This window comes from Pseudonocardia zijingensis, from assembly GCF_042657305.1.
Taxonomy (GTDB): Bacteria; Actinomycetota; Actinomycetes; order Mycobacteriales; family Pseudonocardiaceae; genus Pseudonocardia; species Pseudonocardia zijingensis.
Genome location: NZ_JBHSKO010000005.1, coordinates 326,264 through 342,210, shown reverse-complemented (window position 1 = coordinate 342,210; position 15,947 = coordinate 326,264). Strand labels below are relative to the sequence as shown.

General features: G+C 73.6%; 17 protein-coding genes. 7 read left to right on the top strand and 10 right to left on the bottom strand.

Annotated elements, in window-relative coordinates; all coding sequences use genetic code 11:
• Positions 1 to 39 precede the first annotated feature (39 nt).
• Together trhA and ACFPL3_RS13755 are read left to right on the top strand one after the other, a co-directional pair.
• Complete coding sequence (gene trhA, locus ACFPL3_RS13760) at positions 40 to 720, top strand: PAQR family membrane homeostasis protein TrhA (RefSeq protein ID WP_343942311.1); 681 nt, start codon at positions 40 to 42, stop codon at positions 718 to 720.
• Positions 721 to 764: 44 nt separating this feature from the next.
• Positions 765 to 1,193 (top strand): PPOX class F420-dependent oxidoreductase, encoded by a 429-nt coding sequence (locus ACFPL3_RS13755; protein ID WP_343942310.1) that lies wholly within the window; start codon positions 765 to 767, stop codon positions 1,191 to 1,193.
• 11 nt (positions 1,194 to 1,204) lie between these two features.
• Here the strand turns inward: ACFPL3_RS13755 and ACFPL3_RS13750 are convergent, their stop codons facing one another.
• From ACFPL3_RS13750 to mca, 4 genes are all read right to left on the bottom strand, one after another.
• A complete protein-coding gene (locus ACFPL3_RS13750; protein ID WP_343942309.1) occupies positions 1,205 to 1,819 on the bottom strand; it encodes a hypothetical protein in 615 nt (204 codons plus the stop codon).
• Between the two features lie 93 nt (positions 1,820 to 1,912).
• The gene (locus ACFPL3_RS13745; protein WP_343942308.1) at positions 1,913 to 3,931 is read right to left on the bottom strand and encodes a thioredoxin domain-containing protein; all 2,019 of its coding nucleotides are present in this window, start codon (positions 3,929 to 3,931) and stop codon (positions 1,913 to 1,915) included.
• A gap of 12 nt (positions 3,932 to 3,943) precedes the next feature.
• Positions 3,944 to 4,225, bottom strand: a complete 282-nt coding sequence (locus tag ACFPL3_RS13740; RefSeq protein WP_343942307.1) for a hypothetical protein — start codon at positions 4,223 to 4,225, stop codon at positions 3,944 to 3,946.
• Between the two features lie 21 nt (positions 4,226 to 4,246).
• Positions 4,247 to 5,161: a mycothiol conjugate amidase Mca gene (gene mca, locus ACFPL3_RS13735; RefSeq protein ID WP_343942306.1), complete on the bottom strand. Its 915-nt coding sequence runs from the start codon at positions 5,159 to 5,161 to the stop codon at positions 4,247 to 4,249.
• Between the two features lie 485 nt (positions 5,162 to 5,646).
• On the opposite strand from mca, the gene greA reads away from it, so the two are divergent.
• Positions 5,647 to 6,141: a transcription elongation factor GreA gene (gene greA / locus ACFPL3_RS13730; RefSeq protein WP_343942305.1), complete on the top strand. Its 495-nt coding sequence runs from the start codon at positions 5,647 to 5,649 to the stop codon at positions 6,139 to 6,141.
• 55 nt (positions 6,142 to 6,196) lie between these two features.
• Here greA and ilvA read toward each other — a convergent pair whose 3' ends face one another.
• Positions 6,197 to 7,438 carry a threonine ammonia-lyase gene (gene ilvA / locus ACFPL3_RS13725; protein WP_343942304.1) on the bottom strand — a complete coding sequence of 414 codons (1,242 nt, stop codon included), beginning with the start codon at positions 7,436 to 7,438 and terminating at the stop codon, positions 6,197 to 6,199.
• A 120-nt stretch (positions 7,439 to 7,558) separates the two neighbouring features.
• On the opposite strand from ilvA, the gene ACFPL3_RS13720 reads away from it, so the two are divergent.
• Positions 7,559 to 7,786, top strand: coding sequence for a hypothetical protein (locus tag ACFPL3_RS13720; RefSeq protein ID WP_343942303.1), 228 nt, complete (start codon positions 7,559 to 7,561; stop codon positions 7,784 to 7,786).
• A gap of 2 nt (positions 7,787 to 7,788) precedes the next feature.
• Here the strand turns inward: ACFPL3_RS13720 and ACFPL3_RS13715 are convergent, their stop codons facing one another.
• Both ACFPL3_RS13715 and ACFPL3_RS13710 read right to left on the bottom strand, forming a co-directional pair.
• The gene (locus tag ACFPL3_RS13715) at positions 7,789 to 8,937 is read right to left on the bottom strand and encodes a cystathionine gamma-synthase (RefSeq protein ID WP_343942302.1); all 1,149 of its coding nucleotides are present in this window, start codon (positions 8,935 to 8,937) and stop codon (positions 7,789 to 7,791) included.
• 41 nt (positions 8,938 to 8,978) lie between these two features.
• Positions 8,979 to 10,343, bottom strand: coding sequence for a cystathionine beta-synthase (locus tag ACFPL3_RS13710; protein WP_343942301.1), 1,365 nt, complete (start codon positions 10,341 to 10,343; stop codon positions 8,979 to 8,981).
• A gap of 323 nt (positions 10,344 to 10,666) precedes the next feature.
• On the opposite strand from ACFPL3_RS13710, the gene shbA reads away from it, so the two are divergent.
• Positions 10,667 to 11,296 (top strand): RNA polymerase sigma factor ShbA, encoded by a 630-nt coding sequence (gene shbA, locus ACFPL3_RS13705; protein WP_343942300.1) that lies wholly within the window; start codon positions 10,667 to 10,669, stop codon positions 11,294 to 11,296.
• Here the strand turns inward: shbA and ACFPL3_RS13700 are convergent.
• The 3 genes from ACFPL3_RS13700 to ACFPL3_RS13690 form a co-directional block, all read right to left on the bottom strand.
• Complete coding sequence (locus tag ACFPL3_RS13700; RefSeq protein ID WP_379589052.1) at positions 11,238 to 12,530, bottom strand: RNA polymerase sigma factor; 1,293 nt, start codon at positions 12,528 to 12,530, stop codon at positions 11,238 to 11,240. The two genes, shbA and ACFPL3_RS13700, sit on opposite strands and share 59 nt — an antisense overlap.
• Before the next feature lie 5 nt (positions 12,531 to 12,535).
• On the bottom strand, positions 12,536 to 13,018 hold the full coding sequence (locus ACFPL3_RS13695; RefSeq protein WP_379589050.1) for a YciI family protein: 483 nt from the start codon (positions 13,016 to 13,018) through the stop codon (positions 12,536 to 12,538).
• Between the two features lie 384 nt (positions 13,019 to 13,402).
• Positions 13,403 to 13,858: a pyridoxamine 5'-phosphate oxidase family protein gene (locus ACFPL3_RS13690; protein WP_343942298.1), complete on the bottom strand. Its 456-nt coding sequence runs from the start codon at positions 13,856 to 13,858 to the stop codon at positions 13,403 to 13,405.
• A gap of 115 nt (positions 13,859 to 13,973) precedes the next feature.
• Between ACFPL3_RS13690 and ACFPL3_RS13685 the strand changes: the two genes are divergently transcribed.
• Both ACFPL3_RS13685 and ACFPL3_RS13680 read left to right on the top strand, forming a co-directional pair.
• Entirely contained in the window at positions 13,974 to 15,194 is a 1,221-nt protein-coding gene (locus ACFPL3_RS13685) for an acetyl-CoA C-acetyltransferase (RefSeq protein ID WP_343942297.1), read from the top strand.
• An 88-nt stretch (positions 15,195 to 15,282) separates the two neighbouring features.
• The gene (locus tag ACFPL3_RS13680; RefSeq protein ID WP_343942296.1) at positions 15,283 to 15,903 is read left to right on the top strand and encodes a hypothetical protein; all 621 of its coding nucleotides are present in this window, start codon (positions 15,283 to 15,285) and stop codon (positions 15,901 to 15,903) included.
• The last annotated feature ends 44 nt before the right edge of the window (positions 15,904 to 15,947 follow it).

Sequence of the window (15,947 nt, the reverse complement as noted above, 5' to 3'; positions counted from 1 at the left end):
ACACCCGGGCAGCCCCGGACCTGACGTAACCTCGGTCGGGTGGCCGCCGAGACACTGAACCCGCCTCCCGCCGGCGGGCAGCTGCTCAAGCCGCGGATGCGGGGATGGTTGCACTTCTGGTCGTTCACCGTGTCGATCGGCGCGGGCGCCACCATGATCGCCGTTTCGGCGGCGCTGGTCGGCGCCGGCGCGGCGCTCGCGACGTCGGTGTACGCCGCCACCACCCTCGGCCTCTTCGGCGTGAGCGCGCTCTACCACCGGCGCACCTGGCGCACCCCGCGCAGCCGGGCCGTGATGCGCAGGCTCGACCACTCAATGATCTTCCTGTTCATCGCGGGCACGTACACGCCGGTCGCCGCGCTCGCGATGGACCCGGACACCGCCCGCACCGTGCTCACGGTGGTCTGGGTGGGTGCGGCGGCCGGCGTGGTGCTGAAAACGGTGTGGCCGCACGCGCCCGCCTGGGTCGGGGTGCCGGTCTACATCGCCCTCGGCTGGGTGGCGGTGTTCGTCATCCCCGCCATCCTGGTGGGCGGCGGCGTGGCGGCCCTGGTGCTGATCCTGGTCGGCGGTCTCCTCTACACCGTGGGCGCGATCTTCTACGCCACGCGCAGGCCGAACCCGTGGCCCGCCACGTTCGGGTTCCACGAGTTCTTCCACGCCGCCACGGTGCTCGCGGCCATCTGCCACCACGTCGCGATCTGGCTCATCCTGTTCTGAGCGCCGAGCGGAATGCGGGTCCGCTGCCGTCGGTTGGCCCGGGCATGACCACCGCCTTCGACCCGCATGCCCTGCTCGCCGAGAACCGGATCGGTGTGCTCGCCACGATCCGCGCCGACGGCCGTCCGCAGCTCTCCCCGGTCACCCCGTTCTACGACCGGGAGGCCGGGATCATCTACGTCTCGATCGTGGAGGGCCGCGCGAAGACCAAGAACCTCCGGCGCGACCCGCGCGCCGCGCTCGAGGTCACCAGCGCCGACGGCTGGTCCTGGGCCACCGCCGACGGCACGGCCGAGCTGATCGGCCCCGGCACCGACCCGCACGGGCCGGAGGTCGAGGCGTTGGTCCGGTACTACCGGTCGGCCGCGGGCGAGCACCCGGACTGGGACGAGTACCGCTCCGTGATGGTGGCCGACAAGCGGGTGCTGCTCGCGCTGCACGTCGAGCGCGTGTACGGCGAGAAGATCCGCTAGGACGCACGGGTTCAGGCGCTGCTGCTGCCGCTGGTGGGACCCTTGGCCCGAAGCTCGTCGACGCGCGCCATGGCCGCCCGCAGCTCCCCCAGCCACTCGTCGGCGTGCTGGCCGACCAGCTTGACGGCCCAGGCCAGCGCGTCCGACCGGGACCGGGCGACCCCGGAGTCGACGAGCGTGTCGAGCACGATGCGCTCCGGCTGGCGCAGCCGCGTCATCACCGGCACCGAGGCCACCGTGAACAGCTCGACGGTGTCGCCGATCCGCGCACCCCATGCCACCTTGCGCTGGTAGCGGTGCTCGGCCTGGCGCGCGATCTCGATGCGCTCCTCCCGCGTGGTCTCCCGGAACCGCGAGATGCGCCCGGCCACGGCCGCGGCGCGGTCGGCCCGGCCCGATTCGGTATCGGGGAACTCGGTCTCGAGCGGCGGCAGCTCGCCGACGATCAGGATCTCCTCGCGGTCGACCGTGACGTCCGCCGGGCCGGTGAACCACCCGTCGGGCAGCCGGCCCTGCAGCCAGGCCGCCGCGTCCTCGGCTCCGGGGAGGTCGGCCTGCTGCCAGCCGCCCCGGCCCGGACCGCGCCCTCGCCCACCGGGCCACCCGCGATGGATCCGTCCGCTCATCACACACCTCCCGTGAACGATGCTTACGAGATTACACCGCAAACACGGGTGTGGCGGGACGTTCTCCGGGGGTGAACAGGCCGGCAGCCCGGCTCAGGGGCGCAGGAGGAGGCTCGCCGTGAGCTCCTCCTCCGTGGTGGCCGGGCGGTCGCAGACGAAGCCGCGGCAGACGTAGGCGGCAGGCGCGCCGTCGACGAGGGGCCGGTCGGCCAGGAGGGGCACGCCCGGCGCGTCGGGTGGGCCGGGCACCACCACGGTGCCGCCCGCGGCCCGCCGCCGTGCGTGGGCGAGCAGCGCGTCCCGGCGCGGGTCACCATCCGGCCCGGCCACCGCAACCTGCAGCGGGCCGCGCACCAGCGCCTCGGCCGCCGTGAGCCAGTGGCCCGCGAAGCGCGGGTGCTTCTCCGCGAGGAACCCGGCGGACCGCAGCGCCGCCTCGGCCGCCACCCGGTACCGGTCCGGCTCCGCCACCAGCACCGACGCGGCGAGCAGCGCCGACGCGAGTGCCGACGCCCCACACGGGGACGCGTTGTCCGTGACGTCGCGGGGCCGGTGCAGGAGCGCCTCCGCGTCGTCCGCGGTGTCGAAGAACGAGCCCGGCTGGTGGGGGTCGGCGAAGTGCGCGAGCGCGGTGTCGAGCAGGTCCGTGGCGGCACCCAGCCACCGGGCCTCGCCGGTGGCCTGGTGCAGCGCGAGCAGCCCCTCGGCGAGGCAGCCGTGGTCCTCCAGCACGCCCGCCGCCGCGCCGACCCTGCCGCCGCGCGACGAGCGCCGCAGGCGCCCGTCCACCACGTGCAGCCGCAGCAGCAGGTCGGCGGCCTCCGCGGCGGCGGTGACCCACTCTGGCCTGCCCAGCGCGGCCCCGGCCTCGGCGAGGGCGAGCACCGCCATGCCGTTCCACGACGTCACGACCTTGTCGTCGCGAGCGGGCTGCGGCCGCAGCGCGCGGGCGGCGAGCAGGGCGGCGCGCACGCGTTCCCAACGGTCGGGGTCGTCGGGGTCGCGGAGCAGCTGCAGGGTGGACGAGCCGTGCTCGAAGGTGCCGGCCTCCGTGACCGTCAGCAGCTCGGCGGCCCACGCGCCGTCATCGGGGCCGAGCACGTCACGCAGCTGCTGGGGCGTCCACGCGTAGGTGAGGCCCTCGACGCCCTCGGTGTCGGCGTCGAGGGCGGAGGCGAAGCCGCCCTCCGCGGTGCGCAGGTCGCGCAGCAGGAAGGCCGCGGTCTCCTCGGCGATCCGGCGCGGCAGCGGGTCGGCCGTGAGCCGCGCCAGGTGCGCGTAGACCCGCAGCAGCAGCGCGTTGTCGTAGAGCATCTTCTCGAAGTGCGGCACGACCCACCCGGCATCCACGCTGTAGCGGGCGAACCCGCCTGCGAGCTGGTCGTACATCCCGCCGCGGGCCATCCGCTCGCACGTCACCGCCACCGCGGCGGGCAGCTCGGCCGCGCCGCTGCGCTCGTGCCTGCGCAGGAGGAACTCGAGCACCATCGACGGCGGGAACTTGGGGGCGCCGCCGAACCCGCCCGTCCGCGGGTCGAACTGCGCCTCGAGAGCCGACGCGGCGCGGTCCAGCAGGTCGGGGTCGATCGCCGCCTCCGGAAGCACGGCCGCGGCGCTGTCGGCCAGGCGCGCCGCGATCTCGCCCGCCGCCCCGCGCACCCGCACGCCGTCCTCCCGCCACGCGGTGGTGACGGCGTCGAGGAGCTGGCGGAAGCCGGGCATCCCGCCCCGCGGCGTGGGCGGGTAGTAGGTGCCGCAGTGGAACGGCTCCCCCGCCGGGGTGAGGAAGCACGTCATCGGCCAGCCACCCTGGCCGGTCATGGCCTGCGTGGCGGCCATGTAGACCGCGTCGATGTCCGGGCGTTCCTCCCGGTCCACCTTGATGGCCACGAAGTCGGCGTTGACCTGCTCGGCGGTGGCCGGGTCCTCGAACGACTCGTGCGCCATCACGTGGCACCAGTGGCAGGCCGCGTACCCGACGGACAGCAGCACCGGCACATCGCGGCGCGCGGCCTCCGCGAACGCCTCGTCGGACCACTCCCACCAGTCGATGGGGTTGCCGGCGTGCTGGAGCAGGTACGGGCTGGTGGCCGAGGCCAGGCGGTTCGGCATGGCACCAGCCTCTCAGGCGGTGCCGCCGTCCGCCGTTTTGCCGTCGGCCTTCTGCGTGCCGGGCTCCTGCTCCGGCTCGGCCTGCTCGAAGCTCGCGGGCAGCCGGCGGATGCGCTTGCTCATCCCCCGGATCAGCAGGATCGTGGCCAGGGCCAGCACGAGGATGACCACCAGCGCGATCGGCGATGCCTTGCCGAACTCCTCACCCTCCCCGGCAGGCGGGGCGGGGTTCTGCACGGGCACGGCGACCTGCGCCGTGCCGGCAGGTACGGCGTGGACCAGCAGCGGACTCATCGGACGAACGGTACGCGCCCGTCAGACGGCCGGGCGCACCGCTACTGGCGCCCGGATGCCGGCGAACAGGTCGTCCTCGGGGACCGGGGAGTCGACGAGGCTGCGGACGAGCTCGTAGTCCTCGGTGGGCCAGATGTCGCGCTGGATCTCCAGCGGCACGGAGAACCACCGGCTGCCCGGGTCGATCTGGGTCTCGTGGGCGAGCAGCGCCTTGTCGCGGGTCTCGAACCAGTCGGCGCACTCCACGCGGGTGGTGACGCGCTCGCCCGGGTCGGGCCGGTCGGCGGGCCAGTTCTTGAGCCACTCGTCGTAGGGCGACTGCATCCCGCGCGACTCGAGCGCCTCGTGGAACATCTCCATGCGCTTCTTCGAGAAGCCGTGGGAGTAGTACAGCTTGAGCGGCTGCCAGGGCTCGCCCGACTCCGGGAAGCGGTCGGGGTCGCCCGCGGCGTCGAAGGCCGCCACCGAGATCTCGTGGCAGCGGATGTGGTCGGGGTGGGGGTAGCCGCCGTTCTCGTCGTAGGTGACGACCACGTGCGGCCGGAACTCGCGCACGATCCGCACCAGGCGCTCGGTGGCGACGTCGAGCGGCTGCAGCGCGAAGCACCCCTCGGGCAGCGCCGGCTTGGGGTCGCCCTCCGGGAGACCGGAGTCGACGAAGCCGAGCCACCGGTGCTGCACACCGAGGATCTCGGCAGCCCGTGCCATCTCGCCCCGCCGGATCTCGGCCATGTTCTCGAGGACCTCGGGGCGGTCCATCGCGGGGTTGAGGATGCTGCCCGCCTCGCCCCCGGTGCACGTGACGACCATGACCTCGTGGCCCTCGGCCACGTAGCGGGCCGTGGTGGCCGCGCCCTTGCTGGACTCGTCGTCGGGGTGCGCGTGCACCGTGATGAGCCGCAGCGGACCGGCACTGTTCGGATGGATCGAGGACATCGGAACGGCCGCGTTCCTTCCCACTCGGGCCCACGGGGGCCGAACGAATTCTGATCGGGGTGTCGATGGTCCCAGACATCCCCGACGGTTCCTGCAACGCGATCCGGCGCCCGTACGTTCCCTCCGACGGGCTTCGCGTACCCGGCCGTCGCAGTGCTCGCGCGCCCTCCCCCGGACGGCTAAGATGAGCGGTCGTTCGCCCGCCGAACAGCCCAACCGGATGCGCGCGCAGATGCACGTTCATCCGCTTGACCAGCACCGATGTCGATGTCGGGAACTTCTGCGGACACCCGACCGTTTGTCGAAAGGCTGCGACGAGCGGCACGCTCCGTGTTACGGTGGACACCACACGGCCCGCAGGCGGGTCGTGTTTTTCCTTACTCGGGGCTTTGCCGCCCTCGAACCGGGCCGCCCTCACAGGGCGGTCGTGGCCGCGGGCGAAGTGGTCCGTGAGTCACATGGACCCTGGACAGGCTGGAGGAGTGATGACCGTGACGGACACCCAGGCGACCTGGCTGACCCAGGATGCCTACGACCGGCTCAAGCAGGAACTCGACGAGCTGATCGCGAACCGCCCCGTCATCGCTGCCGAGATCAACGCCCGCCGCGAGGAGGGCGACCTCAAGGAGAACGGCGGCTACCACGCCGCGCGCGAGGAGCAGGGCCAGCAGGAGGCGCGCATCCGCCAGCTGCAGGAGCTCCTGCGCACGGCCAAGGTCGGCGAGACGCCCACCGATTCCGACACCGCGGCTCCCGGCATGGTGCTGAAGATCCGCTACGACGGCGACGACGAGACCGAGACGGTGCTGCTCGGCTCCCGCGAGGAGGGCAGCCGCGCCGACCTGGAGGTCGTGTCGCCCAACAGCCCGCTCGGCGGGGCGCTCCTGGGCGCGCACCCGGGCGACACGCGCGAGTACCAGCTGCCCGACGGCGGCAGCATGGCCGTCACGCTCGTGTCCGCGGAGCCGTTCCGCGCCTGATCGACCCACCGCCGGCCCGTGCGGGGAGTGCGCTCCCCCGCGCGGGCCGGTCGTTTCACCCCTCCGGTCGGGCCACGTCTAGCACGGAGTGCCCGGCCGCGCGCAGGGCGTCCACCACCTCGGCGCAGTGCTCGGGTCCGCGGGTCTCCATCGAGAGGGCGATCTGCACCTCGCCCAACGGGGTGCCGGACACCCGGGAGTGCGAGACGTCGAGGACGTTGGCGCCGAGGGAACCGACGAGGGCGAGCAGCTCGGCGAGCGCGCCGGGCCGGTCGCGCACCCGCACCCGCAACGACAGGTAGCGGGCGGCGGACGCCATGCCGTGCTCGATGACGTGCAGCAGCACGAGCGGGTCGATGTTCCCGCCGGAGAGCACGGCCACCGCGGGCGTGGCGAACCGGCCTGGTTCCTCCATCAGCGCCGCCACCGCCGCCGCACCCGCCGGCTCCACCAGCAGCTTGGCCCGTTCGAGGCAGTGCAGCAGGGCGCGGGATATCGCCTCCTCGGACACGGTCACGATCTCGTCGACCAGGGCCGCGACCTGCGGGAACGTCACGTCTCCCGGACGGCCGACCGCGATGCCGTCGGCCACCGTGCGCATGGTCTCGAGCGCACGCGGGCCACCGGCGGCGAGCGAGGGCGGCCACGCGGCGGCGCCCTCGGCCTGCACGCCCACCACCGCGACGTCCGGCCGCTGCCCCTTGACGGCCGCGGCGATCCCGCCGAGCAACCCGCCACCACCGGTGCAGACGAGCACGGTGCGCACGTCGGGCACCTGCTCCAGCACCTCCAGACCCACGGTGCCCTGGCCCGCGATCACGTCGGGGTGGTCGAACGGGTGGACGAACACCGCACCCGTGCGCTCGGCGAACTCGGTGGCGGCCGCGATGCTGCCCTCGATCGTCTCGCCGACCAGGTGGACCTCCGCGCCGTAGCCGCGGGTGGCGCCGACCTTCGGGATCGCGGCCCGTTCGGGCATGAAGACGGTGGCTCGGATGCCCAGCATCTGCGCTGCGAGCGCCACGCCTTGCGCGTGGTTGCCCGCGCTCGCGGCCACCACCCCACGGGCCCGTTCGGCGTCGTCCAACCGGGCGATCCTCGTGTACGCGCCCCTGATCTTGAACGAGCCGGTGCGCTGCAGGTTCTCGCACTTGAGCCAGACCGGCCCGCCGCACAGCTCGCTCAGGGCCCGGGACCCGGCCATCGGCGTGGTCGAGACCACCCCGGCGAGCAGCTCGCGCGCCGCGCGGACGTCGTCCAGCGCGACGGGCGGAACGGCGGTATCAGGGGCCGGCATGCGGGCATCCTCGCACCGGCCTTCACCACCACCGTCGCAGCACCGGGGCGAGCGGCCCGGTAACCTCGGCGTGGAAGACAGCGGTGCGTCGCGGGGGCCACCGCTCTCCGGGAGGTCGGGATGACACGGCTGCGGGCGATCGCTCCGCTGCTCGTGGCCGCGGTGCTCACCGCGATCGCGGTGGTCACGGTCAAGAGCGCCGGGTGCGACGACCCGGGGCGCTACGAGCTGGTGGGCGGCGCCTACCAACTCGTGGGCGGGTGCATCGCCCCGGGCGACCTCGTGGTGCCCGAGCCAGCCCCGGTCACCCCGCTGCCCGCGGCCGAGCCCGCCCCCGCCAAGGGCTGAGCTCAGCCCGCCGCCGCGTCCAGGGCCTGGCGCAGGTCCTCCACGAGGTCCTCGACGTCCTCGATGCCCACCGAGAGGCGCACGAGGTCGTCCGGCACCTCGAGCGCGGACCCGGCCACCGAGGCGTGTGTCATGGCGCCGGGGTGCTCGATCAGCGACTCGACGCCGCCGAGCGACTCCGCGAGCGTGAAGATCTCGGTGGCGGCGCACACGCGCAGCGCCGCCTCGCGCCCGCCTGCCACCGTGAACGACACCATCCCGCCGAAGCGGCGCATCTGCTTGGCGGCCACCTCGTGGCCGGGGTGCTCGGCGCGGCCGGGGTAGTACACCCGGGTGACGGCCGGGTGGGCGGCCAGCAGCTCCGCCACCCGCTCGGCGTTGTCGCTGTGGCGCTCCATCCGCACGGCGAGGGTCTTCACCCCGCGCAGCGTGAGCCACGCGTCGAACGGACCGGGCACGGAGCCGACCGCGTTCTGCGTGAACCGGAGGGCATCGGCGATCTCGTCGTCGCTGGTGACGAGGGCGCCACCCACCACGTCGGAGTGCCCGCCGACGTACTTGGTGGTGGAGTGCAGCACCACGTCGGCCCCGAGGGCGAGCGGCTGCTGCAGGTAGGGCGAGGCGAACGTGTTGTCCACGACGAGGCGCGCGCCCGCCGTGCGCGTGACGTCGGCGACCGCGGCGATGTCGGCGATCCCCAGCAGCGGGTTGGTGGGCGTCTCGCACCACACGACGCGCGTGGTGGGCCGCAGCGCCGCACGCAGCGCGTCGACGTCACCCAGGTCGACGGGCGTGTACTCCACGCCCCACTGCGCCAGCACCTTGTCGACCAGGCGGAACGTGCCGCCGTACGCGTCGTGCGGGATGACGAGGTGGTCACCGGGCTTCGCCAGTACCCGCAGCAGCACATCGGAGGCGCCCATGCCGGAGCCGAACGCCACCGCGTGGCGGCCGCCCTCCAGCGCCGCGAGGCACTCCTGCAGGGCGGTGCGGGTGGGGTTGGCGCTGCGCGAGTACTCGTAGCCGGAACGCAGGCCGCCCACCCCGTCCTGCGCGAACGTGGACGACGCGTGGATCGGCGGGATCACCGCCCCCGTGGTGGGGTCCGGGTCCTGGCCGGCGTGGATCGCGTTGGTCGAGAAGCCGCGCATGCGACCACGCTACGCGCGGGCCGGCAGCCGACCCGAACGGGTCAACTGCCCAGGAAGGCCAGGACGTCGGACCGGGTCACCACGCCTGCAGGCTTGCCGTCCACCAGCACCAGCGCCGCGTCCGCCGAGGCGAACGCGGTCATCGCGGTGTCCAGCGGCTCGCCCGCCCCGATCGTCGGGAGCGGCGGGGACATGTGGTGCTCCAGCCGGTCCGAGAGCTGCGCCCGCCCGGTGAACAGCGCGTCGAGCAGGTCGCGCTCCACCACGGCGCCCGCCACCTCGGCGGCCATCACCGGCGGCTCAGCCCGCACCACCGGCATCTGCGACACGTGGAACTCACGCAGGTACTGCACGGCGTCGGCCACCGTCTCGTTCGGGTGGACGTGCACGAGGGCGGGGATCGTGCCGTCCTTGCGGCGCAGCACGTCGCCGACAGTGGCCCCCTCGGTGGGCGGCAGGAAGCCGTAGCTTGCCATCCACTTGTCGTTGAAGACCTTGCCCAGGTAGCCACGGCCCCCGTCGGGGAGCAGTACGACCACCACGGCGTCGGCGGGCAGCTCGCGGGCCACCCGCAGCGCCGCGACCGTGGCCATCCCGCACGAACCGCCCACCAGCAGCGCCTCCTCGCGGGCCAGGCGGCGGGTCATGTCGAACGAGTCGGCGTCGGACACGGCGACGATCCGGTCGCAGATCCCCTTGTCGTACGTGGTGGGCCAGAAGTCCTCGCCGACGCCCTCCACGAGGTAGGGCCGCCCCCCACCACCGCTGTACACCGACCCCTCCGGGTCGGCACCGATCACCTGCACGCGCCCGCCCGACACCTCCTTGAGGTACCGGCCGGTGCCGCTGATCGTGCCGCCCGTCCCGATGCCGGCCACGAAGTGCGTGATGCGCCCCTCGGTCTGCTCCCACAGCTCCGGGCCGGTCGCCCGGTAGTGCGACTCCGGGTTCTCGGTGTTGGCGTACTGGTTGGGCTTCCACGCGCCGTCGATCTCGCCGACCAGGCGGTCGGAGACCTGGTAGTAGGAGTCCGGGTGGTCCGGCTCCACCGCCGTCGGGCACACGACGACCTCGGCGCCGTACGCGCGCAGCACGTTGCGCTTGTCCTCGCTCACCTTGTCCGGGCACACGAAGACGCACTTGTAGCCCTTGCGCTGGGCCACCATCGCCAGCCCGACACCGGTGTTGCCGGAGGTCGGCTCCACGATGGTGCCGCCCGGCTTCAGCTCCCCGGACGCCTCGGCCGCCTCGATCATCCGCAGCGCGATGCGGTCCTTGACGCTGCCGCCGGGGTTGAAGTACTCGACCTTCGCCAGCACCGTGGCCGCGATGCCGTCGGCCACCGGGCCGAGCCGCACGAGCGGGGTGTTCCCGACCAGGTCGGCGACGTGCTCGACGTAGCGCATGGCGCCATCGTCGCACTGGCCGTCGCCGGCGGGCGGATCGGTGGGGCGACCGGCACCTGCTCCACCGATCGGGTACCCGCGCAGCGCCGAGCGGCGCGGAGGCGCCGTGTAACACGGGCGAATGCGCCCGATCCGCACCGGCCGCCGTGTACGGCCGCCGAACGGCAGCGCGGGAGGGCGCGTACGGACTACTGTTCGCCGTCGGAGAGTAACCGGGACGAGGGGCGGGTCGACCGGTCGGAGGTCATTCGGACGAGACCGGGCGCGGGCGGCACACCGCGCCCGCCGACCGGGCCTTCCGCGAGGGGGCAGGAGGGGCGCCGGTGTCAGCCACCGGGGACGAGGTGATCGGTGCCGACGAAGCCGAGCGGGCCGACCGGGCCCGGTCGGCCGCTCGGGATGCCGAGCTGAACCGCCTCGCCACGCTCGCCGCCGCCGGTGACCAGGGGGCGCTCGAAGGGCTGCTCGGCCGGATCCGGCCGATGGTCGTGCAGTACTGCCGCGCGCGGATCGGGCTCGGGACGCTCGGCACGCAGTCCGCGGAGGACATCGCCCAGGACACCCTGATGGCCGTGGTCGGCGCCCTGCGGCGCTGGCAGCCCGACAAGCGCGTGATGTCGTTCGTGTACGGCATCGCGAGCAACAAGGTGGTGGACGCCTACCGGGCGGCCGGCCGCGACCGGTCGGTGCCCACGGACGTCGTGCCGGACGCGCCGGACCTGGACCACGGCCCCGAGCAGTCCGCGATGCGCGGCGGCCTGCTCGCCGAGCTGCGGAACCTGCTCGACCAGCTCCCCGAGCACCACCGGGAGATCCTGGTGCTGCGCGTGGCCCTCGGGATGACGGCCGTGGAGACGGCCGCGGCCGTCGGGTCGACCTCCGGGGCCGTGCGTGTCACCCAGCACCGGGCGATGGCGAGGCTGCGGGAGCTGGTGGCCCGCCGCACGACCTGACCGCGGCGCGCACCTCCTCGAGCCGGCGCGCCAGATACTCTCGTTCCGCGTCGTTGCCCACCGCCGCCAGCGCCTCCTCGTAGGCAGCGGCCGCCTCCCCGCACCGGCCGAGCCTGCGCAGCAGGTCGGCACGGACAGCAGGCAGGAGGTGGTAGCCGCGCAGCCGCTCCTCGCCCGCGAGCCCGTCCAGCAGCGCGAGCCCGGCCGCGGGACCGTCGCGCATGGCGACGGCGACAGCCCGGTTGAGCGCCACCACCGGGGACGGGGCGACGTCGGTGAGCACGTCGTAGAGCGCCACCACCTGCGGCCAGTCGGTGGTGGCGACGTCGGCGGCCTCGTCGTGGACCGCGGCGATCGCCGCCTGCAGCGCGTACGGACCGGGCGGGCCGCCGCGCAACGCCGCCACCACGAGCGCCCGGCCCTCCTCGATCGACCCGCGGTCCCACCGCGAACGGTCCTGGTCGGCGAGCAGCACGAGCTGCCCGTCCGGGCCCGTGCGCGCGTCGCGGCGGGCGTCGACGAGCAGCAGCAACGCCAGCAGCCCCGTCACCTCCCGCTCCAGCGGGAGCAGCCGGCGCAGGATCCGCGCCAGCCGGATCGCCTCGTCGGCGAGGTCGCCGCGCACCAGTTCCGGGCCGGCGCTCGCCGCGTACCCCTCGGTGAAGATCGCGTAGAGGACGCGGAGCACGCCGGGCAACCGCGCGGGCAACTCGTCCGCCTCCGGCACCCGGAACGGGATCCGCGCCGCCTTGATCTTGCGTTTGGCCCGCACGATGCGCTGCGCCATCGTGGCCGGCGGCACCAGGAACGCCCGCGCCACCTCCGGCGTCGACAACCCGCCCAGGCAACGCAGGGTGAGCGCCACCTGCGCGTCGAGCGGGAGGGCGGGGTGGCAGCAGGTGAAGAACAGGCGCAGGCGCTCGTCGGGCACGTCCCCGTCCTCGGCGGGCGGCGCGGCCGGTCCGTCCCGATCGGCCTCCGCCTGCAGCACCGCGAGCCGCGCCGCGTAGGCCCGGTCACGCCGCAGCCGGTCCACCGCCTTGCGCCGCGCGGTCGTGAGCAGCCACGCGCCCGGCCGGGCGGGCACCCCGTCCACCGGCCACCGCTCCAGCGCCGCGGCCACCGCCTCGGAGGCGACCTCCTCCGCCAGGTCGAGGTCGCCGAACCGGTGCACCAGCGCGGCGAGCAGCCGGCCCCGTTCCTCCCGGAAGACGGACTCCACGGAGCCGGCCACCCCGTTCACGGCTCCTCGAACTCCATGACCGGCCGCACCTCGACCCGGCTCCCGTGGTGCGCACCGGGGCAGCGGGCCGCCCAGTCGAGCGCCGCGTCGAGATCGGGGACGTCGAGCAGGTAGTAACCGCCCAGGATCTCGCGCGTCTCGGCGAACGGCCCGTCGGTCACCACCCGTTCCCCGTCGTCGCGGACCTCGACGGTCGTGGCCGTCTCGACCCCCTGCAGCGCGTCGCTCGCGATGCGCACGCCGGCGTCGGCCACGGCCTTCTCGTAGGCCCAGTACTCGTCCATCACCTTGTCGATGGCCTCGGGTGTCTGCGGCTGCACCTCCGGCGCCCCGTAGATCAACAGCATGTATTTCACGTCCGGCTCCTCGTCGTGTCCCGCGGTGGCCCGGGTGGCCACCAGCATGACGACGAACGGGGACACGCGGAATCGACAGCGGCCCTCCTCCTGCACCGGCCTCCTGGTGGCGCCGCGGATCATCTAGCGACCATTTGCCCTTGATCGACGACCCTGGGCCACCAATTTGGCCCATGATCAGAGGTTTGGCGCATTCCCGGGTCGATTTCGCCCGGGAACGCGCCGAACCCGTGATCATGCCAGAAACCGGCCGCAGGCGGCGCGCGCCAAGAGGCCAGGCCCCGGCCTGCCCAAGTGATGCCTGGGAGGGGCCGCAGGGGCTCACGGGTCAAGGGGTGCGAAGCGCTCGCGCCCGCCGAAGGCGCCCTTGACGCGTGAGAGGCGGCCCCGCACGATGCGCGGCGCCACCGGAGGCCCCGGCGCCACCAGAAGCAGCGGCACCACCGGAGGCCCGGCGCCACCGGAGGCAGCGCGGCACCGGGAGCAGCGCGGCTCCGACTGCTCCCGCTATTCCCGCTCCACCCGCCGCAACCCCCGGCCGGGCGTCCAGCTCTCGATCACCAGCTTCGTGGCCTCGGGATTCAGCCCGGTGACGACGACCTCGGTGATGTCGGCGCGGAACTGCTCGCCGTCGGCGTCGCCGCCGACGGTGCCGGCCGGAACCGCCCGGCCCGCGATCTTCGCGTCACCCGCCCAACCGGCCGGGTTGCCCTCCGGCGGGTCCACCGAGGGGCTGTGGAGTGCGAACCGAGGGTCCCGGTGCAGGTCGGCACCCTTGCGCGCGCCGGGCATCGAGCCGAAGGTCAGCTCGCCGTCGGCGAACTCCGCCTCGATGCCCGAGATGCGGGGCCCGCCGTCGGCCCGCAGCGTGGCGATCGTCTTGTGCTTGTGCGCGGCGAAGATCTTCCGGACCCGCGCGGCGAACTCGGGTACTGCGTCCTCGACGTCCTTCCATGCGGTCATGACGACGAGGATCGCGCACAACCCTGCGAACGGGTGTCGGGTTCTGCCGCCCCCACGAGGGGTTACCGGCGCGTAGGCTCCGCCGTGAACCCAGCCCGTGCGAGGAGGAACGACCATGCCCGAAGCCGTGATCGTCGCGGCGGCCCGGTCCCCCATCGGCCGCGCGCACAAGGGATCGCTCACCACGATCCGCCCGGACGACCTGACCGTGCAGATGGTGCGCGCCGCGCTCGCGCAGGTCCCGCAACTCGATCCGGCCGACATCGACGACCTCATGCTCGGCTGCGGCCTCCCCGGCGGCGAGCAGGGCTTCAACATGGCCCGGGTGGTCGCCGTCCTCCTCGGCCACGACACGCTGCCCGGCACCACGATCACCCGCTACTGCTCCTCGTCGCTGCAGACCACGCGCATGGCGTTGCACGCCATCAAGGCGGGCGAGGGCGACGTCTTCATCTCCGCGGGTGTCGAGACCGTCTCGCGCTTCACCAAGGGCAGCTCCGACTCGTTGCCCGACACCCACAATCCCGTGTTCGCCGACGCCGAGGACCGCACCCGTCACATCGCCGAGAACGGCGCCGACTCGTGGAGCGACCCGCGCGCCGACGAGCACCTGCCCGACGTCTACATCGCCATGGGCCAGACCGCGGAGAACCTCGCCCGGCTCAAGGGCGTCACCCGCGAGGACATGGACCACTTCGGTGTCCGCTCGCAGAACCTCGCCGAGAAGGCCATCGCCGACGGCTTCTTCGCCCGCGAGATCAGCCCGGTCACCCTGCCCGACGGCACCGTGGTCGAGAAGGACGACGGGCCGCGGGCGGGCGTCACCTACGAGGCGGTCTCCCAGCTCAAGCCCGTCTTCCGCCCTGACGGCCGGGTCACCGCGGGCAACTGCTGCCCGCTCAACGACGGCGCAGCCGCCCTCGTGATCATGTCCGACACGAAGGCCGCCGAGCTGGGCGTCACCCCGCTCGCCCGCGTGGTCTCCACCGGCGTCACCGGGCTCTCCCCCGAGATCATGGGCCTCGGCCCCGTCGAGGCGTCGAAGCAGGCGCTCGCCCGTGCCGGCATGACCCTCGACGACGTCGACCTCGTCGAGATCAACGAGGCGTTCGCCGCCCAGGTCCTGCCGTCGGCCCGCGATCTGGGCGTCGACGAGGAGAAGCTGAACGTCAACGGCGGCGCCATCGCACTCGGCCACCCGTTCGGCATGACGGGCGCCCGCATCACCACCACCCTGCTCAACGGCCTGCGCGCCCACGACAAGACCATCGGGCTGGAGACCATGTGCGTCGGCGGCGGCCAGGGCATGGCGATGATCGTCGAACGGTTGAGCTGACCCCTTGCCCGGCGGGTAGCGCCGGAGGAAGGTGTGGGACTCCGGCGGCGCCGCCGGGGCGCTGCCCCGACCTCCAAGGGGGTGGGTCGTGCACGCACGCTCCACCACGATCCGCGCGCACCCGGAATCGCTCGACGCGGGTATCGCGCTCATCCGTGACGAGATCATGCCCGAGGTGCTGGACCTGGAGGGCTGCGTCGGGATGTCCATGCTCGTCGACCGGATGACGGGCTACTGCATCATCACCACGGCGTGGCAGTCCGAGGAGGCGATGAACGCCACGGCGCAGCGGGTCCAGCCGTTGCGGGAGCGGGTCGCCGACGTGCTCGGCGGGCGGCCGCAGGTCGACGTGTGGGAGATCGCGGTCATGCACCGCGACCACAACTCGGCGCCCGGCGCCTGCGTCCGGGCCACGTGGGTGCGGATGGCGCCCGAGGAGATGGACCGCGGCATCGACGTCTACCGCATGGGGGTGCTGCCGGCCACGCAGGAGTTCGAGGGCTTCTGCAGTGCCAGCCTGATGGTGGACCGCTCTGACGGCTACGCCGTGTCCTCGGTGGTGTTCGACAGCCAGGAGGCGATGGAGCGCTGCCGCGCGGAGGCCGACGAACTGCGCGAGCGAGCCACGCGGGAGGCCGGGATCGAGATCGTGGAGGTCGGTGAGTTCGAGCTCGCGCTCGCCCACCTGCGCGTGCCCGAGATGGCCTGACGACGCGGAACGGCGCCCGCCCCCGGCTCGGGGACGGGCGCCGT